Source organism: Alteromonas profundi (assembly GCF_010500865.1).
In the GTDB taxonomy this organism is placed as follows: domain Bacteria; phylum Pseudomonadota; class Gammaproteobacteria; order Enterobacterales; family Alteromonadaceae; genus Alteromonas; species Alteromonas profundi.
Genome location: NZ_JAAAWN010000013.1, coordinates 76518 through 96653 on the forward strand (window position 1 = coordinate 76518; position 20136 = coordinate 96653).

The following is a 20136-nucleotide window of genomic DNA, read 5'->3' on the forward strand; positions in this document are numbered from 1 at the left end:
GCCAATAGCATAAATGCATTTTGTGTTATTGGCGGCACTGCTTCTCTTATCTTCCCGGCTTTTCCCTACGTAAAGATAGCGTAAATATTTTCTACTTTTGCGCTAAAAACCCTGCTAATATCGCTCGGCATTTGCACAAAACACAATAAAAAGAGTAATTATAGGTATTGGCAAAGTAGCCCTATCCGTGGCAGGACGCTCATAGGCAAATCTGTTATTGACGAGGCACTCTACCTGCCTTCTAGGGAATAACATGAAAAACAGAAATAGATTTTTGGCCGCTGGCGTACTTGTCTCTTTGGCAGGCTGTGGCGGCGGTGGCTCAGACGATTCAGTGGTATCGCCCCCCACTAACCCAGGCACTCCCCCTCCTAGTTCATCCTATGAACACATTGTAAGCGCAACCTATTTTTCTAGCTGCGGCGCTATCACCCCACAAACCGACGCGATGATCATTCGCCATGGTAGCGACGGTTCTGCTGTTGCTGTATATGAAGCCGATGCAAACGGCGACATTGCAATTGACTATGAAGACATTGCCACTTATACCATGCTAAACGTGGGATATAGGAATGGCGAACCTTACCCTCGCGTTCACACATACGTGAATATTACGGCAGATAAAATTGCTGACCGCAGTATTATTTCAAAGGATATAGGGGATGCAGACGCATGCGAGTGCAACACAGTTACCCTAGATATCAGCAATGTCCCTGTAGCCTCGCCTAGCGCTAACGTTATTGTATCAACTACCACCGCTAGAACTGTTTATGAGGATGGTGATTTAGATGACTTCGTGGAAGTTGAGGTTTGCCGCCAAGGCAGCGACGAATGGCCTGCCATTGCGCTAACCCTTAGCAACGCCGACGAAGACGTACCTGAAGATTACTACACCGCCCTGGTTGCTAATTACACCTTTGATGAAACTCTGGTGGTAGACAATGCCGTACTAAGCAGAAAAGTGCCTATTACTGTGTCTAATAATTATGAAGAGACTAACTATAGCGTACGCCTTTCACTACGTGGACGGGTAGACAATGTTATTTACTTCGGTGACAACATAAGTGAATACGATATTTCTGCGCTCCCCTCCAGCATTCCTATGTTTGAAAACCCTACAGAAATGACCACGGGCATTGACGTTTATAATACCGAATACGGAGATTTTTACGATTTTGACGACAGTATCAGCATTGTGTCTTACACAGGTGCAGAAGTAAGACTACCTTCAGATAACACCGCCACCGTAGATTTGCCGATGATGAGTTATAACCTGTTTGCCGAGCAGGCTATGACTTTCTTTACCACTGAAAGCTACGATTTCTCTGCGGTAAATGCCGACTCTGTAACCTTAGGTTATTCAGCAAGAGATGCTGATGATAAACTGGTCTTATTCTTTTCACTGACCACCTCGGGGCAGGGCTCTCTCGACATTCTCGATACGTTAGAGGCAGATGATGTCGATTTTGCCTTGGATTGGGATTTTGATACCGAAGAGCCTGAGTCTGGCTACATGTTTATTGAGGCTAGGGATGTTATTGGTACAGATAATTACATTGAGTCGCTAGGTAGCGATGATGTTACTTCCTACGGCATTGTGTACTTCGACTTTTAATACACTGATGTAACAACCTGTATTATTGTGGTGGCGTGACAGTTTACTTTCACGCCACTTTTTTATTGTTGCAAGTACAGTGGTTTGACACGGCTAAACTTTACTTCATACTCAAGGAAGAATCTTAACCCCCACTTTACAGCGTATAAACAAACATCACGTTGTTTTAGGAGATATTGCTGTGCTGGTAAGAGTTATTGCGTTACTTACTCTTGGATTACTGTCTTTTGGCGTACACGCCGATACGTTAAAATTAGCGGCTGCCCCGTTTGAAACCTATATTACTGGCGACGGTGAGCCTGCAAGAGTGAACCGTGTTATAAACGCTGCATTTGAAAAAATGGGCCAGCCAGTAGAATTACAGATTATGCGCGAAGCATTTTTAGGTAGTTCGGTAAGAGCAGGCCGCGTTGCGGGCGAGTTTGCCTATATTGATTTAGGTGAAAAACAGCAAAACCTACTGTTATCCAAGCCATATTTACCCCTTTACTTATATGCCACCAGCAAAAAGGGCAGTGTTAAAAATATAACGTTGGTGCCGCACCTAAAAGATATGCGCATTGCGATTGAAAACAAATTTGCCAATACGCCAACGTTTCGCTTACTTAAAGACGTAAAGTGGTCGCGAAACCCCACGGCCTATGATGCCTATAAACAGTTAGCCGATGATAGAGCGCCGCTATTAATTACTTCCCGGTTATTAATAGAGGAGTTTAATTTACTTCTGGACTCTGTAAATCAAGAATTACTGCACTACTCCGCCGCCCCCCTTGTCACCACAGGCTTTCAGTTGGCACTAAATGCCAATACGCCTAACGCACAGGTCATTATAGATAAATTCGATACCACCACTAGCACTATGCAAAAAGATGGCAGCTATAATGAATTACTGGGCATACATTGGCTAATGAAGGATGTTAACCAAGATGGTGTAGCTGACTATATTGGTAATAGCCGCATTACGAAACAAAGTGCCCCGCTTACCGGTGCCTTCCCGCTAGATAGCACCCTTCCAGGAGATGAGAGCGTATTTATTATAGACAACCAAACCTATAACAATTTTGCGGCAGCCCAAGCTAAACTTCACGACACGCCCGCAAGAGAAAGTTTGCTCGACCCTGAAGTGTACGACACTATGCTAAAGCGCTGGTAAGCGCGTTAGCATAGCCTTTGTCCCTATTAAGGTTACGGCAGCGTAAGGTTTGCCTAACAGGTACTGATTTATGTATTCGTATTTTTATGAAGCTGGGCGCTTTAGATCTCAGACTGCTCACTCTGCGCCTTTCTAAGAGTACGAATATCTTCAATGAGATAGTTTACCGACGCTGCATTTAGCCCATTGTAAATCCCGCGTATATGCTTATTTTCATCAATAAGTAGCAAGCTTTCAGTGTGTAGAAAGTCTTTATTTTTCTGCACATTTCCTAAATCTTCGCTGGCAAAGTAAAAGCGCTTGGCAATGTGATAAATCGCCGATTTTTCACCCGTAAGCAAATACCACTGTTGGTTGTTAATGCCGTTTTTCTTCGCATAGGCCTGTAATATTTCAGTAGTATCGGTTGATGGGCGAATAGAGTGCTGCACTATTTTTACGTTGTTATCGTTAGCAAAGGTTTGCTGCACCTTAATAAGCTTAGAGCGAATAGTAGGACAAATACCCGGGCACGTACTAAAGAAGAAACCGGCGACATACACTTTGCCGTCTAAGTCTTCATTGGTAATAGTGTTTCCCTGCTGATCGGTAAAACTAAAAGACGGAATAGCGTGAAACGATGCCAAGTCGATATCTTCTTCTGATAGCCAATGAGGCGTAAACGATGCATCGTTATAATAAGGAAGTTCTTGCGCCGCTGTATGTGTACTAAGCGTCACCAGCTTGAGTGCGATAATAATCCACAGATATTTTTTCATCTTCTAACCCCACACAGTTATTCGATTTTCGAAGGCCAAATATTCGGCCATTTTTGTATTCAAAATTGCTAAACAATTTACCGTTTTTGCGCCATGCCTGCTGTAAGCCGGTGGGCTGCCCCGCGCTATAATTAAAACGCTTAAATTTGTTGCCGTTGCGATACCACTGCCATGCTTCGCCTTCAGCTCTGCCCTTTTTATAAAAAAAGCGAGAGCGCGGATTACCATTAAACCACCAGCTTTTTGTAACGCCTTCCCGCACGCCATGGCTATAGTGCGACTGATATGCCAAAACGCCGCTTTTAAACCATTTTCTTACTCTGCCATGACGCCGACCTGCATCAAATTGCTCTATAGCCGCTAAAGCACCATTTGGATAATAGGTAATAACCTCGCCAGTAAAGGGCGTGTTGTTAAACACGCGTAATCCCTGATCATCTATTGATATATTGGTATTGAGCACCCGCACCGGGCCTTGGTTTAGGTACATACATAAACCAAGGGTGGCTACCACCACAATGCCAATCGCTTTTATCATCAGAATGTAAGCCTAATTAACGCCGTTAGGTGTTCCCTGAAAATCACCGGGGAAAATAAGATAATAATCGCCGTTTAAATAACGTTCGGCAGAAACATGGTAATGGTATACCGCGTCTTCATCAGATGAGCCTGTGAACTGAGTAACGGCAGTATGGCCATTAGATTCGTCTAAGTCTGTTGGATAGTCGACACTGGAATAACACCGTCTCCCATAAATAAAGAAACCATCGGACATGATTCCCACTAAGCTGTCATCGTCATAGGAGATGGCTTTGGGTTCTAGATGATAGTGATAGGTTTGCGGCCCAGTGTGTGCCCCATTGCGGTCAAACCCTTGGATAACCCCAAGCGAAACATCGCCGTTACCTTCAGAGTCGTTAAAAATAGGCGCGCCACTGGTAGCTATACCTATGGCACCAAGCGGTGTAGCCGAAGATGAACTGGCCAATTCAGGTTCAACCGGCACAGTTAACTGAAACACATTGATGTAGTCTTCAATATCGCCAGGCGAACGCTGCTGATCAAATAAGGTGGCATCTTCTGGTTCAACATAAAGCCCACTTTCGTTGCCTGCATCCCAGTATGAGGAGGTATGGTTTGGCTTACCGTTCGCTTCCACGGTTACAGTACAACCATCGGCAGATAACACGGCGGTAACATTGGGCGACGCATTAAACTCTAGGAATATAGCTGGCAGCGAGGTAACTGGATTATCGCACTCTTGCGTTGACGATGAACCAGTACCTGTATCTGTATCTGTATCTGTATCTGTCGACACGGTATCGGTTGTGTCATCGATGATGCTATTACTGTCGCTGTCACTACCACACCCGTTTAGCGCCAAAAGCGCGATTGTTGCAAGGAATATATTGGTACCAAGTCCACGATTCGCCATGATCAGCCACCTTATGAATGACGTTAAAAATGTATGAGAACGTCAGTCTACAAACAAAAAGTGCAGAAACAGTGCAGGATCAGTGGGGTTCTTACGTTTTTTGCATTTATACGGTAAATATTAAAAGGGACAAAACAGTGTTGCATCTGTTCAATAGAGGCGAAAAAGCTTGATCTAAATCAAACCTAGGCATAAACTTTCAGTAATTTCTGAAAGTTCAGCAGGTATAGATATGAAAATGACGCCACTTATTACCTCAGCCGTTATGCACTTCGGTGAAATGGGAAGCCGATGGGGGTTTAACCGCACTGTAGGCCAGATATTGGCATTAATTGTTTTGCACGATAAACCAATTTCTGCGCAGGAAATTGCTGACGGATTAAATATTTCTCGAGGCAACACCAGTATGGGGTTAAAAGAACTTCAGTCGTGGCGTCTTATTAAGCAACATTTAGTGCCTGGCGAGCGTAAGGAATTTTTCATTCCTGCAGGAGACATATGGACGCTGGCAAATCGGGTTTTTGAAGAACGAAGAAAAAGAGAAATTGATCCAACCATGAGTTTGCTACGTGATCTCTTATTAGATACACCAGCAAATGACACCGAAGCCAATGCTCAGGAGAAATTAACTGAGATTCACGATTTATTGGAGTCGGTAACCGCGTGGTCGCAAGAGCTTCAAAATCTTGGGCCCGAAAAACTAAACACTCTCATGAAGCTTGGCTCCGGCGTGGGCCGTATGCTTGAAATTAAGGACAAGTTACTTCCGGGTAAAAGTACCGTTAACTAGGAGGCTCCCTGTGGATGCATTCTTGCTGTCGCGTTTACAATTTGCGTTAAATATAAGTTTTCATATTTTATTTCCAACCATCACCATGGCAATGGGCTGGTTTCTCTTTTATTTTAAGCTACGTTCAAATATTTCTGATCACCCTGTATGGATGCGTATTTACCGCTTTTGGGTACGGGTGTTTGCACTAAGCTTCGCGCTTGGCGTGGTGAGCGGTGTCACTATGTCATTCCAGTTCGGCACCAACTGGCCTGGCTTTATGGAAAAAGTAGGCAATGTTGCAGGCCCCTTATTAGGCTACGAAGTGCTTACGGCCTTTTTCCTAGAGGCAACCTTTTTAGGCATTATGCTGTTTGGTATACGCAAGGTACCTAACTGGCTTCATACTGCTGCCACGTTAATAGTTGCGCTTGGAACTACGGCTTCGGCATTTTGGATCCTGGCACTAAACAGCTGGATGCAAACGCCACAGGGTTTCGAGTTAGTTGATGGCGTGGTATACGCGAAAGACTGGAGCGCGATTATATTTAATCCGTCCTTCCCCTACCGTTTTGTTCATATGATGCTAGCCTCAGGGCTTACCGCCAGCTTCTTGATTGCCGGTTTATCGGCCTATCGTATGCTTAAAGGTGACGATAAAATAGCGCCTAAATTAGCACTTAAAACGGCAACCTACACTGCCGCGGTTCTCATTCCTTTGCAGATATTTGCAGGCGACATGCATGGGCTAAATACCTTAGAGCACCAACCGCAGAAAGTAGCGGCAATGGAGGGCTTGTGGGAAACCACCGAAGGTGCTCCCCTACTGCTATTTGCTATTCCCGATGAAGAAAGTAGAGAAAACCATTTTGAAATACCTATTCCTAAAGGTGCCAGCCTTATTCTCACCCATGAAATGGATGGTGAAATAAAGGGGTTAAATGAGTTTGAAGGAGAGCACCCGCCCGTAGCCCCTGTGTTCTTTGGCTTTCGAGTTATGGTGGGCATGGGTATGCTAATGCTGGCAGTGTCCTGGGTAGGCAGTGCTTACTTATTGCGGAACAAAACTTTTCCTCTATGGCTTAAGCGTACCTTTGCTGGTATGGCCTTTAGCGGATGGGTTGCTACATTAGCCGGTTGGTATGTTACCGAAATAGGCCGCCAACCCTACCTAGTCAGTGGCGTACTTAAAACCCAAGATGCAGTTACTCAACTGCCCCCTGCAAATGTTGTCTTTTCGTTTACTTTGTATGCCGTTATCTATGCTGTGTTGTTAGTGGCCTACATGGGCACACTTATGTTGATGTGTCGTAGAGCGGTTGAAATTGAGGAAATTTCTACTGAGGAACGGGAAATGGCAAAAGCAGCGAAAATGTCGCCGGCGAATACCTAAGGAGTCTCCATGCTTTTCGAAAATCTTTCTACTGAAACCTTAGGCGACATTTACATAGGTTTGCTGGGGTTAGCAATATTAATTTATGCCGTATTAGACGGGTATGACTTAGGCGTGGGCGTATTGCTTCCGCCCCGCGAAGAGAAGTTTCGCGATGATATGATTGCGTCTATTGGGCCTTATTGGGATGCCAATGAAACATGGCTAGTGCTAGGCGTAGGGTTATTACTTTTTGCCTTCCCCGAAGCCCACAGTGATGTTTTGCAGGCCTTATACATACCGGCCACGTTAATGCTAATAGGGCTTATTCTTCGGGGCGTGTCCTTCGACTTTAGAGCGAAAGTAGTACAGGTGCAAAAACGTAAATGGGATCTTACCTTTAAGTATGGCTCATTGCTTACCACCTTAGCGCAAGGGTACATGTTGGGCATTTATGTCACTGGCTTACGCACCGACTTATGGGCACAAGGCTTTGCCTTACTGGCGGCGTTTGGTGTTACTGCGGCTTATGCGTTTATAGGGTCTTGTTGGTTAATATTAAAAGCTGAAAACAATTTGCAGGCCAAAGCCTACTATTGGGCCCGGCGTGGGCTAGGCGTTCTTGCAGGTGGTATTATCGCAGTAAGTATAGCTAACCTTACCTTGCACGAGCGTGTACAAGAGCTATGGTTTTCTGCGCCTTGGGGCTACCTATTAATGGGTATACCTATTGCCTGTTTCGCGCTTTTGGTGCTATGCGGCGTATTGCTTAAAAAGCTTCCCGATGCGGGTGGCAAAGGCGAATGGCTCCCCTTCTTTATTGCATTACTGGTGTTTGTATTGTGCTTTGCGGCGTTTGGTATTAGTTACTACCCTTACGTGATACCCGGTGAACTCACGGTTATGGACGCGCTAAGTGATGCAAACTCGTTACGCTTTCTATTAGTGGGTGTGGTTATAGTAGTGCCTTGCATTCTTGTTTACACCGCCATGGTGTATAAAATTTTTGCCGGAAAATCTGAAAAGCTTTCCTACTACTAATTCACCGCCAACGCTTTTTCTTTAGCCTAAGCGCATCATGAATTTCACGTGATGCGCTTTTGCCTTTTATCGGCTCATTGGCTTTTGCTTACGGTCTCTCTACCGGCGTTCTACCCTTCTATATCGCTGCCTACTTTCTGCTCACCCTCTACTTAAATGAAGTAAAAATTAGGTGATCTTTTTTTCATCTAGCGAGAACTAATTAATAAGAGCGTAGCGTTTTTTCCTCGCGCGCCGGTTAGACGCAACACGTGTAACATAGTTGACATAAAACTACAACTTGACTATATTACATATGGGAAGATAGATTTTGAAAGGAGCAAAGTATTATGAATGTATTCAAACCTTTTTCACGGTTTTTCACACGTGCTCATCCCTACACTATTGCCCACTACATCGGGCGCAAAAATGCACAGCGCGCCTTAGGATGTAAGATCAAAAAGAAGAAGAAGCTATTTGAAGAACAAGAACGGGAAGAACACCAGAAGCACGGATAAAAAGGGCCTTTAGCAAAGGCCCTTTTTTGATATTAAACAGTAATTAAAAGAACCCCTGCAGACCCGTCTGCCCACGACCTAAAATTAATCCGTGTACATCGTACGTTCCTTCATAGGTATTGACTGTTTCAAGATTAATCATATGCCGCATTACATGAAACTCATCTGATATTCCGTTGCCACCGTGCATATCCCGTGACATACGAGCGATGGATAAGGCTTTAGCGCAATTATTGCGTTTCATTAGCGATATCATCATAGGATCTACGTTTTTACTATCAATCAATCTCCCTAACCGTAACGAGCCCTGTAACCCCAATGCAATATCGGTTTGCATATCGGCTAATTTGGTTTGAAATAACTGTGTTTGGGCAAGGGGCCGGTTAAACTGGTGTCTATCTAACCCATATTGGCGCGCAGCATGCCAACAAAATTCCGCAGCGCCCATCGCGCCCCAGGAAATACCGTACCGCGCCATGTTTAAACAACTGAAGGGGCCTGTTAAACCGCGCACATCTGGGAACACGTTTTCATCAGGTACAAACACCTTATCCATGACTATTTCGCCAGTAATAGAAGCCCGCAAAGATAGCTTACTTTTTATCTCTGGAGCACTGAGCCCCGCCATGCCCTTGTCTAAAAGAAAGCCACGTATTGCATTATCTTCTGAGGTGTCTTTCGCCCACACCACAAATACATCGGCAATGGGCGAATTGGTGATCCACATTTTGCTGCCACTAAGGCGATACCCTCCTTGCACTTTCTCAGCGCGGGTTTTCATGCTCGCAGGATCAGATCCAGCATCGGGTTCGGTTAAACCAAAGCACCCCACCCATTCACCTTTTGCCAGTTTTGCTAGGTATTTTTCTTTTTGCGCCGCACTACCAAATGTATTAATGGGGTGCATAACTAACGACGACTGCACGCTCATCGCACTTCGATAGCCGCTATCCACACGCTCTACTTCTCGTGCTAACAGGCCGTAAGACACATAATTAACCCCGCTACAGCCATAGCCCTCAATGGTGGAACCTAAAAAACCAATTTCACCTAACTGGCGCATAATATTTCTATCGAAATAGCCTTTTCGATTGGCCGATAGTATGGTTGGCATCAATGCTTGCTGACAGAAGTCATGAGCACTTCGCTGCACCATACGCTCTTCATCGCTAAGCTGCTGATCTAATAATAAGGGGTCGTGCCAGTGTGGATGTGATTGCGTCATTGGGTAAACCTAATAAAGGGTAATCATGGGTTTACTTTGCGCTTTAAGGCCAATGCTTTCAAGGTTTTGCGCCCCAAAGCGGTACATTTTAGGCTTGGGGGTGTAAAGCAAAAATGGCTATAGGTGATGTAACGGTAGTGCAGTGGTGTACTTTATTTGCTCCATAGCAAAACTAGAGGTAACGTCGTTAAGATCTATGCCGTTAACTAAGCGTTTGTAAAAAAGATCGAAGTCGTCCATATCTTTTACCAACACTTTAAGTAAGTAATCGTATTCGCCAGACATACGATAAAACTCTACAATTTCATCGAATGAGGCGGCATGCTTTGCGAAATCATCGAGCCATTTGCCATCATGTCGGGCCGCTTTAATTTGCACGAAAACCGTCATCGCAAGACCTAACGTTTTCGCCTGCAATAAGGCTACCCGTTTGGCTATGATCCCTTGGGTTTCTAACCGCTGTATTCGTCGCCAACATGGCGTAGTCGTTAGCCCTACTTGCTCTGCTATATCGGCCACCGGGGTATCAGCGTTCTTCTGAAGCTGCAACAATATAGCTTTATCTACGCCATCTAGAGTAAATTTTTTCATTATTGGGTTAACTCTTACAGGTTGTTGCTCATATTTTAACGCAAAGGACAACTTAACAGTAGTTAGCGGTTAGGTGCAGGTAAATAACGCCCCGCGCCTGCCTACGGTTAAGGCTGCCACCAAGGCTTAGCAAAATTAATGTCTTCTGGCTCAATAATAAGCGTAAAGGGGGGCTCAAACGGTTGCCAAAACGCCGCTTCATCATCGTTATGTTTAAACGTGAATGCGCCCGCATTTGCGTATTGCTTTAATAGCTGGTGATACGCTTCTACCGGAAACTGAGGGTTGGTTTGCTGGAAAATAACGGTGCCCCCAAATTCCTCGTACAGCGCTTTATCGGTCTGCCATTGCAATACCTGTTTTACGCCAATTTCTTGTCGTTTAGCGGCCGTCGTATTTTGTTCATCTAGGCTTGCCTTAAACACCCTTTTAAAGTCTTCCACTAATTCACGGTTAACCGTAATGTTGTTTTTCTTTTGGTATTCTTCTATTACCCTATCGATAATTTTGCTGGCTAAGTTTTGCTGGCGCATGTTTTCAACCGCGCTTTGATATTGCTGTGCAAAAACGTCTTTGGCCTTCTTCTTTGCTGCTTTATTGGGCTCTATATCACTGGCACTAACAGGGTTACCGAATAAGGTGGCCACGGCTTTTTGTGGCGCGTTCGTTTGTGCAAAAACACCAGACGATAAAAAGAAACCGATAAGAAGAAGTGGTATGTACTGCCATCGTTTAGTGACTATTGCCGTCATGTTTATATCCTTAACTTCGTACGTGTCACTAGAGTAAACCATTAAGTAGAAGTAAGTTAAACCACTGTGCTGGTGAAAGCGAAAATAAAAAGGACGTTCGAAAGAAAACTAAAGGACGAATAGGATAGATTAGGTACTAGAAAGAAGCGGGGAATACGGCGAATAAAGAAAGGGATGGAGATAACACAAAATAGCAAGAAAGAAAAACGGCGGTCATACTGACCGCCGTTTTTGAATTTCTTAGATGGCTTGCACGTTAGCAGCTTGAAGACCTTTTTGACCTTCTTCAACTTCAAATTCTACGCGCTGACCTTCTGGAAGAGTTTTGTAACCGTCAGAAACGATTGCACGGAAATGAACGAAAACGTCCTTACCGCCGTTATCTTGAGTTAGAAAACCATAACCTTTATCAGCGTTAAACCACTTAACGGTGCCTGTAACTTTAGACATGTCGTATAGACCTCAAATATCATTTTAAAATGCGCAAAAAATGCGCGTGTTGCGTGTCTTTAATTAGACAGTGTTATTGGGTCTTACTTACGAATGGAGAAACAACTTACAACAAATCACATGGTAACTTGAGCGGTTTTACATATAGCAAATAAAAAATAATCACGTCTATTTAAAGACTGTTGGCTTAAAGCCGCATTCACTATAACACTCTTCGGACTGATTAATATACAATTAATTAATAAATAGCGTAAATTCTTAGGTTTTTTTGTATGCGACGAAAAGCTAGTTTGTGCCTCGCCACGCACAAAGCCAACAAATTACGCCTAACATCCCGAACGTAGCAGGCACATACCAAGCAATATCGTAAATAGGTAATATACCGCTAAGTAAAACGAGGGTGGCCCCTACTATGCCCCAATGGGTTGTTCGTATGGCTTTTTGCTGCTGTAACAGCAAAGCTTCATTGGCGCGCTGTTGCTGTAGCGGCATACGTTTTAGCTGCTGCAAGCTGTCGTAAAGTAGGTCGGGCATTTCGGGTAGCTTTTCAGACCAAAACGGCAAATTGGCTTTCACTTTACCTAACATTGCAGTGAAACCAATTTGCTCACGCATCCAGTTTTCTAAAAACGGTTTTGCGGTTTTCCACAAATCTAATTGCGGATAAAGCTGCCTGCCTAGCCCCTCAATATATAACAAGGTTTTTTGCAGTAGCACCAATTGTGGTTGCACCACCATATTAAAACGGCGGGCTGTATTAAACAGTTGTAGCAATACATTACCAAATGAAATTTCAGCCAAAGGCTTTTGAAAAATGGGCTCGCATACCGTACGAATAGCCATTTCAAATTCATCTATATTGGTGTCGGCTGGCACCCAACCCGAGTCGGCATGAAGCTGAGCAACCTTTCTGTAGTCGCGGTTAAAAAAGGCGATAAAGTTTTCTGCTAAATAGCGTTTATCTTCCTGGTTTAACGTGCCTACTATGCCAAAGTCGATAGCAATATATTTGGGTTCTTGCGGGTGTTCTGTGCTAACGAAAATATTGCCCGGGTGCATATCGGCGTGGAAAAAACTGTCTCGAAAAACTTGCGTAAAGAATACTTCGACACCACGCTCCGCTAGCTTCTTCATGTTGGTATTTTGCGCTAATAATGCGTCGATATTGGAAATGGGTAAGCCGTAAATTCTCTCCATTACCAGTACATTGTGCCTGCAATGATCGCTATAAATTTTAGGCACATACAAAGAGTCTGAGCCTTCGAAGTTGCGCCCTAGTTGAATACCATTTGCCGATTCACGTAGTAGGTCCAGCTCATCCACAATTGTTTTACGGTACTCCACCACTACCTCTATGGGGCGTAGACGTTTACCGTCAGGTAACCACCTTTGCAGCACAGTGGCTAAGCTAAATAACAGCTCCATGTCGGCAACAATAGTGGCGCGAATGTCAGGCCTTAATACCTTTACTACTACATCTTCGTTATTGTGTTTTAGTTTCGCAGCATGCACCTGCGCGATAGAGGCCGAGGCTAATGGAGCTTCGTGAAACTCGCTAAAAAGTTCGCTTAAATGGCTAAGCCCCAGCGACGTTTTAATGATTTCCTGGGCGGCGCTTGAGGAAAAAGGTGGAACCTTATCTTGCAGGCGCGCGAGTTCGTTAGCGATGGATGGCGGTAAAAGATCCCGGCGTGTAGAAAGCATTTGGCCAAATTTAATAAACACAGGGCCTAAGCTTTGTAGTGCTAACGTAATGCGCTCGCCTGGGCTTTTGTCTTTATGTTTATTGCGTATCCAGAATATACAATGACGCAACACCCTTGCGTACCAAGGAAGCCATTTTGCCGGGATAAGATCATCCAGCCCATGCTCTAACAACACTTTATTAATTCGATACAGCCGTAAAATGCGCATGGACGTCTCTTAATTCACTTTTTTTATCATTGTTGTTCTAATTTCTGTAGGCGAGCTTCAAGCTTAGCAACATCATCTCTTATACTGTTCACCTGGTCGCTAAAGTGCATCACGGCTAATCTATGGGCGGCTAACTGCTTTTCTTCAACAAGGGCATTGCCCGTAATAGTGGCTAAGTTGGCAAACACCCGCTCGGCGTGCTGCCCTATACGTTCAGCCACCCGCATACTTTGGTGAGCAATAATATCATTGGTGTAGCCCGCAACTATCTCTTCTACATCTATATCGAGTTGTTGAAACAAGCCACTCACTTTTTGGGCAACGGCTAGCTCACCTTCTACTTGCAATTTATTTTGCTGAATAAGGCGAGTAAGCATATTGGTGTTTTTAAGTTCAGGAAGGGTTTGCAATGAAGTTTTAATGCAGCAGTCTTGGCTTCCTAGTTGGGCCACGATAGTGTCAAAGGACTCAGGCACCATGAGCACATCAATCTGCTCTGAAAACACCAACATAACCCCTTGCGGTAGGGGATCGATAAAGGCAATTAAGCGCGCGCCTTGTAACTGTGCTAGGCGCGCTTGGCTATCTGGGTCTAACTGCAGCAGCTTATTTACCGAGCTTTCTACCACTGCACTTAATAAAGCCGTAGCAGGCATTAAAATTTGTATCCTCGATGCAATGCCACAATACCGCCAGTAAGGTTTTGGTAATCACATTGCTCAAAACCGGCGGTTTCAAACATACCTTTTAAGGTTTCTTGGTCGGGGTGCATACGAATACTTTCTGCCAAATACTGATAGCTTTCAGCATCGTTGGCCACCAACTGGCCCATTTTCGGCAAAATATGAAACGAATACATATCGTAGATTTTGCTCAACTGGGCCGATGCGGGCTTAGAAAATTCCAAAACCAATAAACGGCCGCCTGGTTTTAGTACGCGGTAAATAGAATTTAACGCGTTTTGCTTTTCGGTAACATTACGTAACCCAAAGGCCATGGTTACCACATCAAAGTGATTATCAGGGAACGGCAGTGCTTCTGCATCGGCTTGAACATAGTCGATATTGCCAACCAAACCACGATCGCGCAGTTTGTCGCGCCCTACTTTAAGCATTGATAAGTTAATATCAGCAAGCGTCACTCGCCCTTTTGGCCCCACGAGGCGGGAAAACTTTGCGGTTAAGTCGCCGGTACCGCCTGCAATGTCTAATACTTTTTGGCCATTGCGCACACCTGAGCAGTCGATGGTGTAACGCTTCCATAAGCGATGCACACCCATGGACATCAAATCGTTCATCACATCATACTTTGCCGCAACGGAATCAAAGACGTTAGCAACCATAGAGGCTTTTTGATTCTTTTCCACCTGCTGAAAACCAAAATGCGTGGTTGGCGTTTTATCAATTGATGTATTGGTTTGATTGTCGCTCATGACATTCCTGTGTGTGCTACTGACTAATTGCTAAAGTGTATCGGATTGTCAGGCCTAGCAACAGCGCTTTACTGACAAAAAAACCTAACTAGGGCATAGTTCTATTCGTACCCCAGCTGTACGCTACCAGCAGACTCAACTCTTGCAGTGAACGACCGCTCTCTGCTTGCCATTGACTAAATGCTGCGTTGGCCGCCTTGAGCGTTTTCTTGCTTGTAAGGCCACCATCAATAATTAAATTTTTACGTAAATAGTCTTCCACATCTCGGGTGAACAAAAATGTGTCTATGCCTAACGAGCGCAGCATATAGGGGCCTGTGTTACCCCCTAACCGGGCGCCATGTTTTTTCAAATAAAGCCATAACTCGGTGATGTTGTCGCTATCAAAGCTAGCCACGAATTGCCCAAAATTGCCGTGGTGTCGGGCCACGTCTTTAATCATTTGCGCATTTTCACGTACCGTAAGCACCTTTTTATAATTGCGTACAATACGTTTGTCGGTGGCTTTTTTCTCTAACATCTCATCAGGCATTAAAAGCACTTTGTCGATGTTAAAGCCAAAGAATACGTCTTCAAATGCCTCCCACTTTTGCTCAATCACCCGCCACACAAAGCCTGACTGGAATACCTTTTTAGTCATAGCAGCGAGAAAACGATCATCACTAATATTCGCCACTTGGGTAGCGGGAAGTGGCACGGCAAGCAACGCTTCTACTGCCTGCTCGCCGCCCTTTCGTTCACACGCTCTTTGATAGATGTCGTTGAACCGCTCCACTAACTAGCCCTTAATACCGCTATGGCGTAGTAACGCATCAACCTGTGGCTCCCGGCCTCTAAAGGCAATAAACAAATCCATTGGCTCGCGGCTCCCCCCCATTTCTAGGATGTTTTCTAAAAACGCCTTGCCGGTATCGCGATTAAAAATGCCATCTTCTTCAAACTTGCTGTAGGCATCGGCAGAAAGCACTTCAGCCCATTTATAGCTGTAATAGCCAGCGGCATAACCCCCAGCAAATATATGTCCAAAGCTATTTTGGAAACGATTAAACGAAGGCGGGATCACCACGGCTACTTCGCTACGCACGTCATCTAATACTTGTTGTACGTTTACATTTGCGCCATCTTTACTGTGCAAAGTAAAGTCGAACAAACTAAATTCAAGCTGCCGTACCATTTGCATGGCCGACTGAAAATCTCTTGCCGCTAACATTCGCTCAAGAAGATCGGCCGGTAAAGGTTCGCCGGTTTCGTAGTGGCCAGATATAAAGTTAAGCGCATCTTCCTCCCAACACCAATTTTCTAAAAATTGGCTTGGAAGCTCTACGGCGTCCCATGGCACCCCGTTTATGCCTGATACGCCCGCAACCGACATTTTGGTTAACATGTGATGCAGACCATGACCAAACTCGTGGAATAAGGTGACGACTTCATCATGGGTAAACAGTGCGGGTTTGTCGCCTACCGGCCCGTTGAAATTACAGGTTAGGTAAGCCACTGGCAGCTGCACGTCGCCCGAGGCGGTTTTACGACGCACACGACATTCGTCCATCCAAGCACCACCGCGCTTTTTCGCTCGCGCATATAAATCGAGATAGAAACTGCCACGCATGGCATCAGCACTATCAGTAATGGTGAAGTAGCGTACGTCTTCGTGCCACGTATCAACCCCAGGCTGTTCAATTATTTTAAGGCCGTAAAGGCGATGAACAACTTCAAACAACCCAGATAGCACCTTTTCTTCTGGGAAGTAAGGACGTAGCATTTCATCCGAAATGGTGTACTTCTCTTGTTTCAGCTTTTCACTGTAATAGGGCAAATCCCACGCTTGTAAATCGGTTACACGATGTGTTTGCTCAGCATAATCGCGCACTTCTTGAAGCTCTTTTTCAGCTTGTGGCTTCGATTTAGCCGCTAAATCTTGTAAGAAACTTTCTACTTGGTCTGTCGACTCAGCCATTTTCGTTGCTAACGAACGTTGGGCGTAGTGCTCAAACCCCAATAGGTGCGCCAGTTCGGTTCTAAGTGCAAGTATCTCTTGGATAACATCGGTATTGTCCCACTTTCCACCGTTTGGCCCTTGTTCAGAGGCTTTAGTGGCATACGCACGGTACATTTCTTCGCGTAGTTCGCGGTTGTCGGCATAGAGCATAACAGGCAGGTAGGAAGGAATATCAAGGGTAAACAACCAGCCTTGTAAATCTTTTTGATGGGCCGCTTGGGCGGCCGCTTCTTTTGCTGAATCTGGCATGCCAGCTAAGTCTTCTTCATTCGTAATATGTTTCGTCCACCCCATGGTGGCATCCATAACATTATTAGAAAACGTTGATGACAACTCGCTTAACTTCGCTTGAATTTCGGCAAAACGCTGTTTTTTGTCAGCGGGCAATGCCACACCGGACAATGTGAAGTCGCGCACGGCATTATCGATAACTTTACGACTTTGTTCATCAAGCTCTTCATACTCTGATGAAGCTTTCAGCGTTTCATACGCTTGGTACAACCCATGGTGCTGCCCTACCCAGGTGCCGTATTCTGACAATAGCGGTAAACAGGCATCGTGGGCTTCACGTAAGGCATCAGAGCTGACCACCGAATTCATGTGGGAGACAGGAGAAAAAATTTTACTTAGCCTGTCGTCCACTTCTTCTAGTCGTAACACAAGGTTGGCGTAACTGTAGTCTTTAGACGCCACTACATCTTCAATCTCTTGCTTACAATCTGCAATGGCTTTTTCAATTGCGGGTTTAATGTCTTTTGGTTCGATAGAAGAAAAAAGGGGAAGGCCGTCGACCATCTCAATAGCGGGTGTCGTCATAGTCATAATCACTCTTGTCTGTGCATATGAATAAAATGTTGGGTCGGGCGAGACAAAAGCAAGGCTTGGATGAAAAATTACACGTAAGGGGGCCAAAGGGTGTAAGTGGTTATTCGTTAAAGGGAATGCCGCTAACAAACAGTTACTGAGGCGTTGTCGCTAAGAATACACTGAACACTGTTCGCCTACTGTTTCTTAACGACAAAACAACCGCTAATTTCTAAACGTCAGTTCCTGCATCAATTGCTCACCCATAATACGGCGCATAGTGACACGTTCCCCGCTTTGCTCTTCCATTTTATCGAGGCTTTTCTTCGACCACTCTATCCAAGCTGCATAACGTTCTTCGTTCTCAGCTTCTGATGCCCAGTCGGTAAAAATGGTAAGCAAATAGAGTGATGCTTCTCCATCCCGGGGGTGAAGGTTACTAATAACTTTATAGTCGACAATCCATCCCTTCGATTTGGCAAACTCCATGGAAGAACGCCACTCATTTGCCAAGTGATTTCCATAATTTAACCAATGTCCATCTTTCACTTCGATGGCTGCAATTTCCCAGTAATTACCCTCTTTGAATACCCTTTCATCCGCCATAGTGTTAAATGACGTTACAGCGATAAAGTATGCTACAACCACGATAAATAACTTAAACGTGCGTTTCATAACATAGTTCCTTCCGCTTTAACTTAGTTACACCTTACCAAAACAGTAAAGTGCATTTTTTATACAACTTACTTAAAGTAGCACATGTTCGTTTTTTAACCAGATCCAATTACCGCTAAAATACGTTCTGATCCAGATTGGCAGAAATTAATCGTTGGTAGTTACGGTCTAGTGATATTGTATTTGGTGTGCCAACACCCCATTTCATGTAACAATAACATTATGACTATTTGCCCCAACGGACGAGAAGACATTACGAATGACACATTTTGATTATATTTGTATAGGTGGTGGTAGCGGCGGTATCGCTTCTGCTAACCGTGCCGCTAAACATGGTAAAAACGTAGCTATTATCGAGGCAAAAGCCGTGGGCGGTACCTGCGTTAATGTTGGGTGTGTACCTAAAAAAGCGATGTGGTACGGCGCACAGGTGGCCGAGGCCATTAATCGTTATTCTCCCGAATACGGTTTCGACGTAACCCTTAATAAATTTAGCTGGGACGGATTAGTGGCAAGCAGAAACGCCTATATCGAGCGTATACATGCTTCTTACGATCGCATACTTACTGCAAATAACGTTACCTTAATAAAAGGTTTTGCACGATTTGTTGATAACAACACCGTGGAAGTAGATGGCGAGCAATATACCGCTGACCACATTACCATTGCTACCGGCGGACGCCCGATTATTCCCGACATACCCGGTGCTCAACACGGTATCAATTCAGACGGGTTCTTTGCCTTAAAAGAGCAACCTAAACGCGCCATTGTAGTAGGTGCCGGTTATATTGGGGTAGAGTTAGCGGGCGTGTTAGACAGCTTAGGCACAGACACACACTTGGTAGTTCGTGGCCATACGCCGCTGCGTCACTTCGACCCACTTATTCATGACACGCTTGCCGACATGATTCATGCCGAAGGACCTACCTTACATAACCATGCCAGCGTAGAAAAAGTTGAACGCAAAGACAATAACACCCTTGCTGTGCACTTAACCAATGATGAAGTGCTAGAGGCAGATTGTCTTATTTGGGCTATTGGACGTGAACCCGCCACCGATGTAATTGCTATTGAAAACACCGATGTGGAACTAACCGAAAAGGGTTTAGTTAAGGTAGATAAATACCAAAACACCACAGCCAAAAATATCTATGCAGTAGGCGATATTACTGGCAAGGCGGAACTTACCCCTGTGGCAGTAAAAGCAGGACGCCTGCTAAGCGAACGTTTATTTAACGGCCAAGAAGATGCGCATATGGACTACACCACCATTCCTACCGTGGTGTTTAGTCATCCGCCCATTGGCACCATTGGCCTTACCGAGCCAGAAGCTATTGAGCAGTATGGTGAAGATGAGATTAAAGTATACACGTCAAGCTTTGCCTCTATGTACACGGCGGTTACCCGTCATCGCCAACTCACCAAAATGAAATTGGTCTGCATGGGTAAAGACGAAAAAGTGGTTGGTTTACACGGTATAGGCCACGGCATGGACGAAATTCTGCAAGGCTTTGGCGTGGCAATAAAAATGGGCGCTACCAAAGCCGATTTCGATGCGTGTGTGGCTATTCACCCCACTAGCGCAGAAGAATTCGTTACTATGTAGATCGCGTTCTGGAATGTTAGACTGTAGCTGAGCACTTTCTGGAAAATG

Annotated in this window: 20 protein-coding genes; 7 read left to right on the top strand and 13 right to left on the bottom strand. The window is 44.8% G+C overall.

Translation table 11 applies throughout. The annotated features are described in order from the left end of the window. Positions 1-253: 253 nt before the first annotated feature. Both GTH32_RS11175 and GTH32_RS11180 read left to right on the top strand, forming a co-directional pair. Positions 254-1615, top strand: coding sequence for a hypothetical protein (locus GTH32_RS11175; protein WP_163085759.1), 1362 nt, complete (start codon positions 254-256; stop codon positions 1613-1615). Positions 1616-1796: 181 nt separating this feature from the next. Beyond that, the gene (locus GTH32_RS11180) at positions 1797-2768 is read left to right on the top strand and encodes a transporter substrate-binding domain-containing protein (RefSeq protein ID WP_343033424.1); all 972 of its coding nucleotides are present in this window, start codon (positions 1797-1799) and stop codon (positions 2766-2768) included. 101 nt (positions 2769-2869) lie between these two features. Here the strand turns inward: GTH32_RS11180 and GTH32_RS11185 are convergent, their stop codons facing one another. The 3 genes from GTH32_RS11185 to GTH32_RS11195 are packed head-to-tail and all read right to left on the bottom strand — an operon-like array spanning position 2870 to position 4961. Then, entirely contained in the window at positions 2870-3526 is a 657-nt protein-coding gene (locus tag GTH32_RS11185) for an SCO family protein (RefSeq protein ID WP_163085761.1), read from the bottom strand. Then, positions 3477-4064 (bottom strand): toxin-antitoxin system YwqK family antitoxin, encoded by a 588-nt coding sequence (locus GTH32_RS11190; RefSeq protein ID WP_246223231.1) that lies wholly within the window; start codon positions 4062-4064, stop codon positions 3477-3479. Before GTH32_RS11190 ends, GTH32_RS11185 begins: the two co-directional genes overlap by 50 nt. A 12-nt stretch (positions 4065-4076) precedes the next feature. Then, entirely contained in the window at positions 4077-4961 is an 885-nt protein-coding gene (locus GTH32_RS11195) for a YHYH protein (RefSeq protein WP_163085763.1), read from the bottom strand. 232 nt (positions 4962-5193) lie between these two features. Here GTH32_RS11195 and GTH32_RS11200 point away from each other — a divergent pair, with 232 nt between their 5' ends. From GTH32_RS11200 to GTH32_RS11215, 4 genes are all read left to right on the top strand, one after another. Next, the gene (locus GTH32_RS11200) at positions 5194-5751 is read left to right on the top strand and encodes a GbsR/MarR family transcriptional regulator (RefSeq protein ID WP_163085765.1); all 558 of its coding nucleotides are present in this window, start codon (positions 5194-5196) and stop codon (positions 5749-5751) included. 10 nt (positions 5752-5761) lie between these two features. Beyond that, positions 5762-7123 (top strand): cytochrome ubiquinol oxidase subunit I, encoded by a 1362-nt coding sequence (locus GTH32_RS11205; protein ID WP_163085767.1) that lies wholly within the window; start codon positions 5762-5764, stop codon positions 7121-7123. Between the two features lie 9 nt (positions 7124-7132). Continuing rightward, positions 7133-8143 carry a cytochrome d ubiquinol oxidase subunit II gene (locus tag GTH32_RS11210; protein WP_163085769.1) on the top strand — a complete coding sequence of 337 codons (1011 nt, stop codon included), beginning with the start codon at positions 7133-7135 and terminating at the stop codon, positions 8141-8143. 329 nt (positions 8144-8472) lie between these two features. Next, complete coding sequence (locus tag GTH32_RS11215; RefSeq protein WP_163085771.1) at positions 8473-8640, top strand: hypothetical protein; 168 nt, start codon at positions 8473-8475, stop codon at positions 8638-8640. A gap of 43 nt (positions 8641-8683) precedes the next feature. Here GTH32_RS11215 and GTH32_RS11220 read toward each other — a convergent pair whose 3' ends face one another. The 10 genes from GTH32_RS11220 to GTH32_RS11265 form a co-directional block, all read right to left on the bottom strand. After that, positions 8684-9865, bottom strand: a complete 1182-nt coding sequence (locus GTH32_RS11220; RefSeq protein ID WP_163085773.1) for an acyl-CoA dehydrogenase — start codon at positions 9863-9865, stop codon at positions 8684-8686. 117 nt (positions 9866-9982) lie between these two features. After that, positions 9983-10456, bottom strand: a complete 474-nt coding sequence (locus GTH32_RS11225) for an Lrp/AsnC family transcriptional regulator (protein ID WP_163085775.1) — start codon at positions 10454-10456, stop codon at positions 9983-9985. Between the two features lie 107 nt (positions 10457-10563). Next, complete coding sequence (locus GTH32_RS11230; RefSeq protein WP_163085777.1) at positions 10564-11208, bottom strand: hypothetical protein; 645 nt, start codon at positions 11206-11208, stop codon at positions 10564-10566. Between the two features lie 240 nt (positions 11209-11448). After that, positions 11449-11658: a transcription antiterminator/RNA stability regulator CspE gene (gene cspE / locus GTH32_RS11235; RefSeq protein ID WP_163085779.1), complete on the bottom strand. Its 210-nt coding sequence runs from the start codon at positions 11656-11658 to the stop codon at positions 11449-11451. 285 nt (positions 11659-11943) lie between these two features. Continuing rightward, positions 11944-13572: a ubiquinone biosynthesis regulatory protein kinase UbiB gene (gene ubiB / locus GTH32_RS11240; protein WP_163085781.1), complete on the bottom strand. Its 1629-nt coding sequence runs from the start codon at positions 13570-13572 to the stop codon at positions 11944-11946. 26 nt (positions 13573-13598) lie between these two features. Further along, positions 13599-14228 carry a ubiquinone biosynthesis accessory factor UbiJ gene (locus GTH32_RS11245; RefSeq protein WP_163085783.1) on the bottom strand — a complete coding sequence of 210 codons (630 nt, stop codon included), beginning with the start codon at positions 14226-14228 and terminating at the stop codon, positions 13599-13601. Next, the gene (ubiE, locus tag GTH32_RS11250; protein ID WP_163085785.1) at positions 14228-15004 is read right to left on the bottom strand and encodes a bifunctional demethylmenaquinone methyltransferase/2-methoxy-6-polyprenyl-1,4-benzoquinol methylase UbiE; all 777 of its coding nucleotides are present in this window, start codon (positions 15002-15004) and stop codon (positions 14228-14230) included. Before ubiE ends, GTH32_RS11245 begins: the two co-directional genes overlap by 1 nt. A gap of 88 nt (positions 15005-15092) precedes the next feature. Further along, on the bottom strand, positions 15093-15779 hold the full coding sequence (locus GTH32_RS11255; protein ID WP_163085787.1) for a DNA-3-methyladenine glycosylase I: 687 nt from the start codon (positions 15777-15779) through the stop codon (positions 15093-15095). Between the two features lie 3 nt (positions 15780-15782). After that, on the bottom strand, positions 15783-17819 hold the full coding sequence (gene prlC / locus GTH32_RS11260) for an oligopeptidase A (RefSeq protein WP_163085816.1): 2037 nt from the start codon (positions 17817-17819) through the stop codon (positions 15783-15785). A gap of 213 nt (positions 17820-18032) precedes the next feature. Continuing rightward, a complete protein-coding gene (locus tag GTH32_RS11265) occupies positions 18033-18482 on the bottom strand; it encodes a hypothetical protein (protein ID WP_163085789.1) in 450 nt (149 codons plus the stop codon). 259 nt (positions 18483-18741) lie between these two features. On the opposite strand from GTH32_RS11265, the gene gorA reads away from it, so the two are divergent. Continuing rightward, positions 18742-20088, top strand: a complete 1347-nt coding sequence (gene gorA, locus GTH32_RS11270) for a glutathione-disulfide reductase (protein WP_163085791.1) — start codon at positions 18742-18744, stop codon at positions 20086-20088. The last annotated feature ends 48 nt before the right edge of the window (positions 20089-20136 follow it).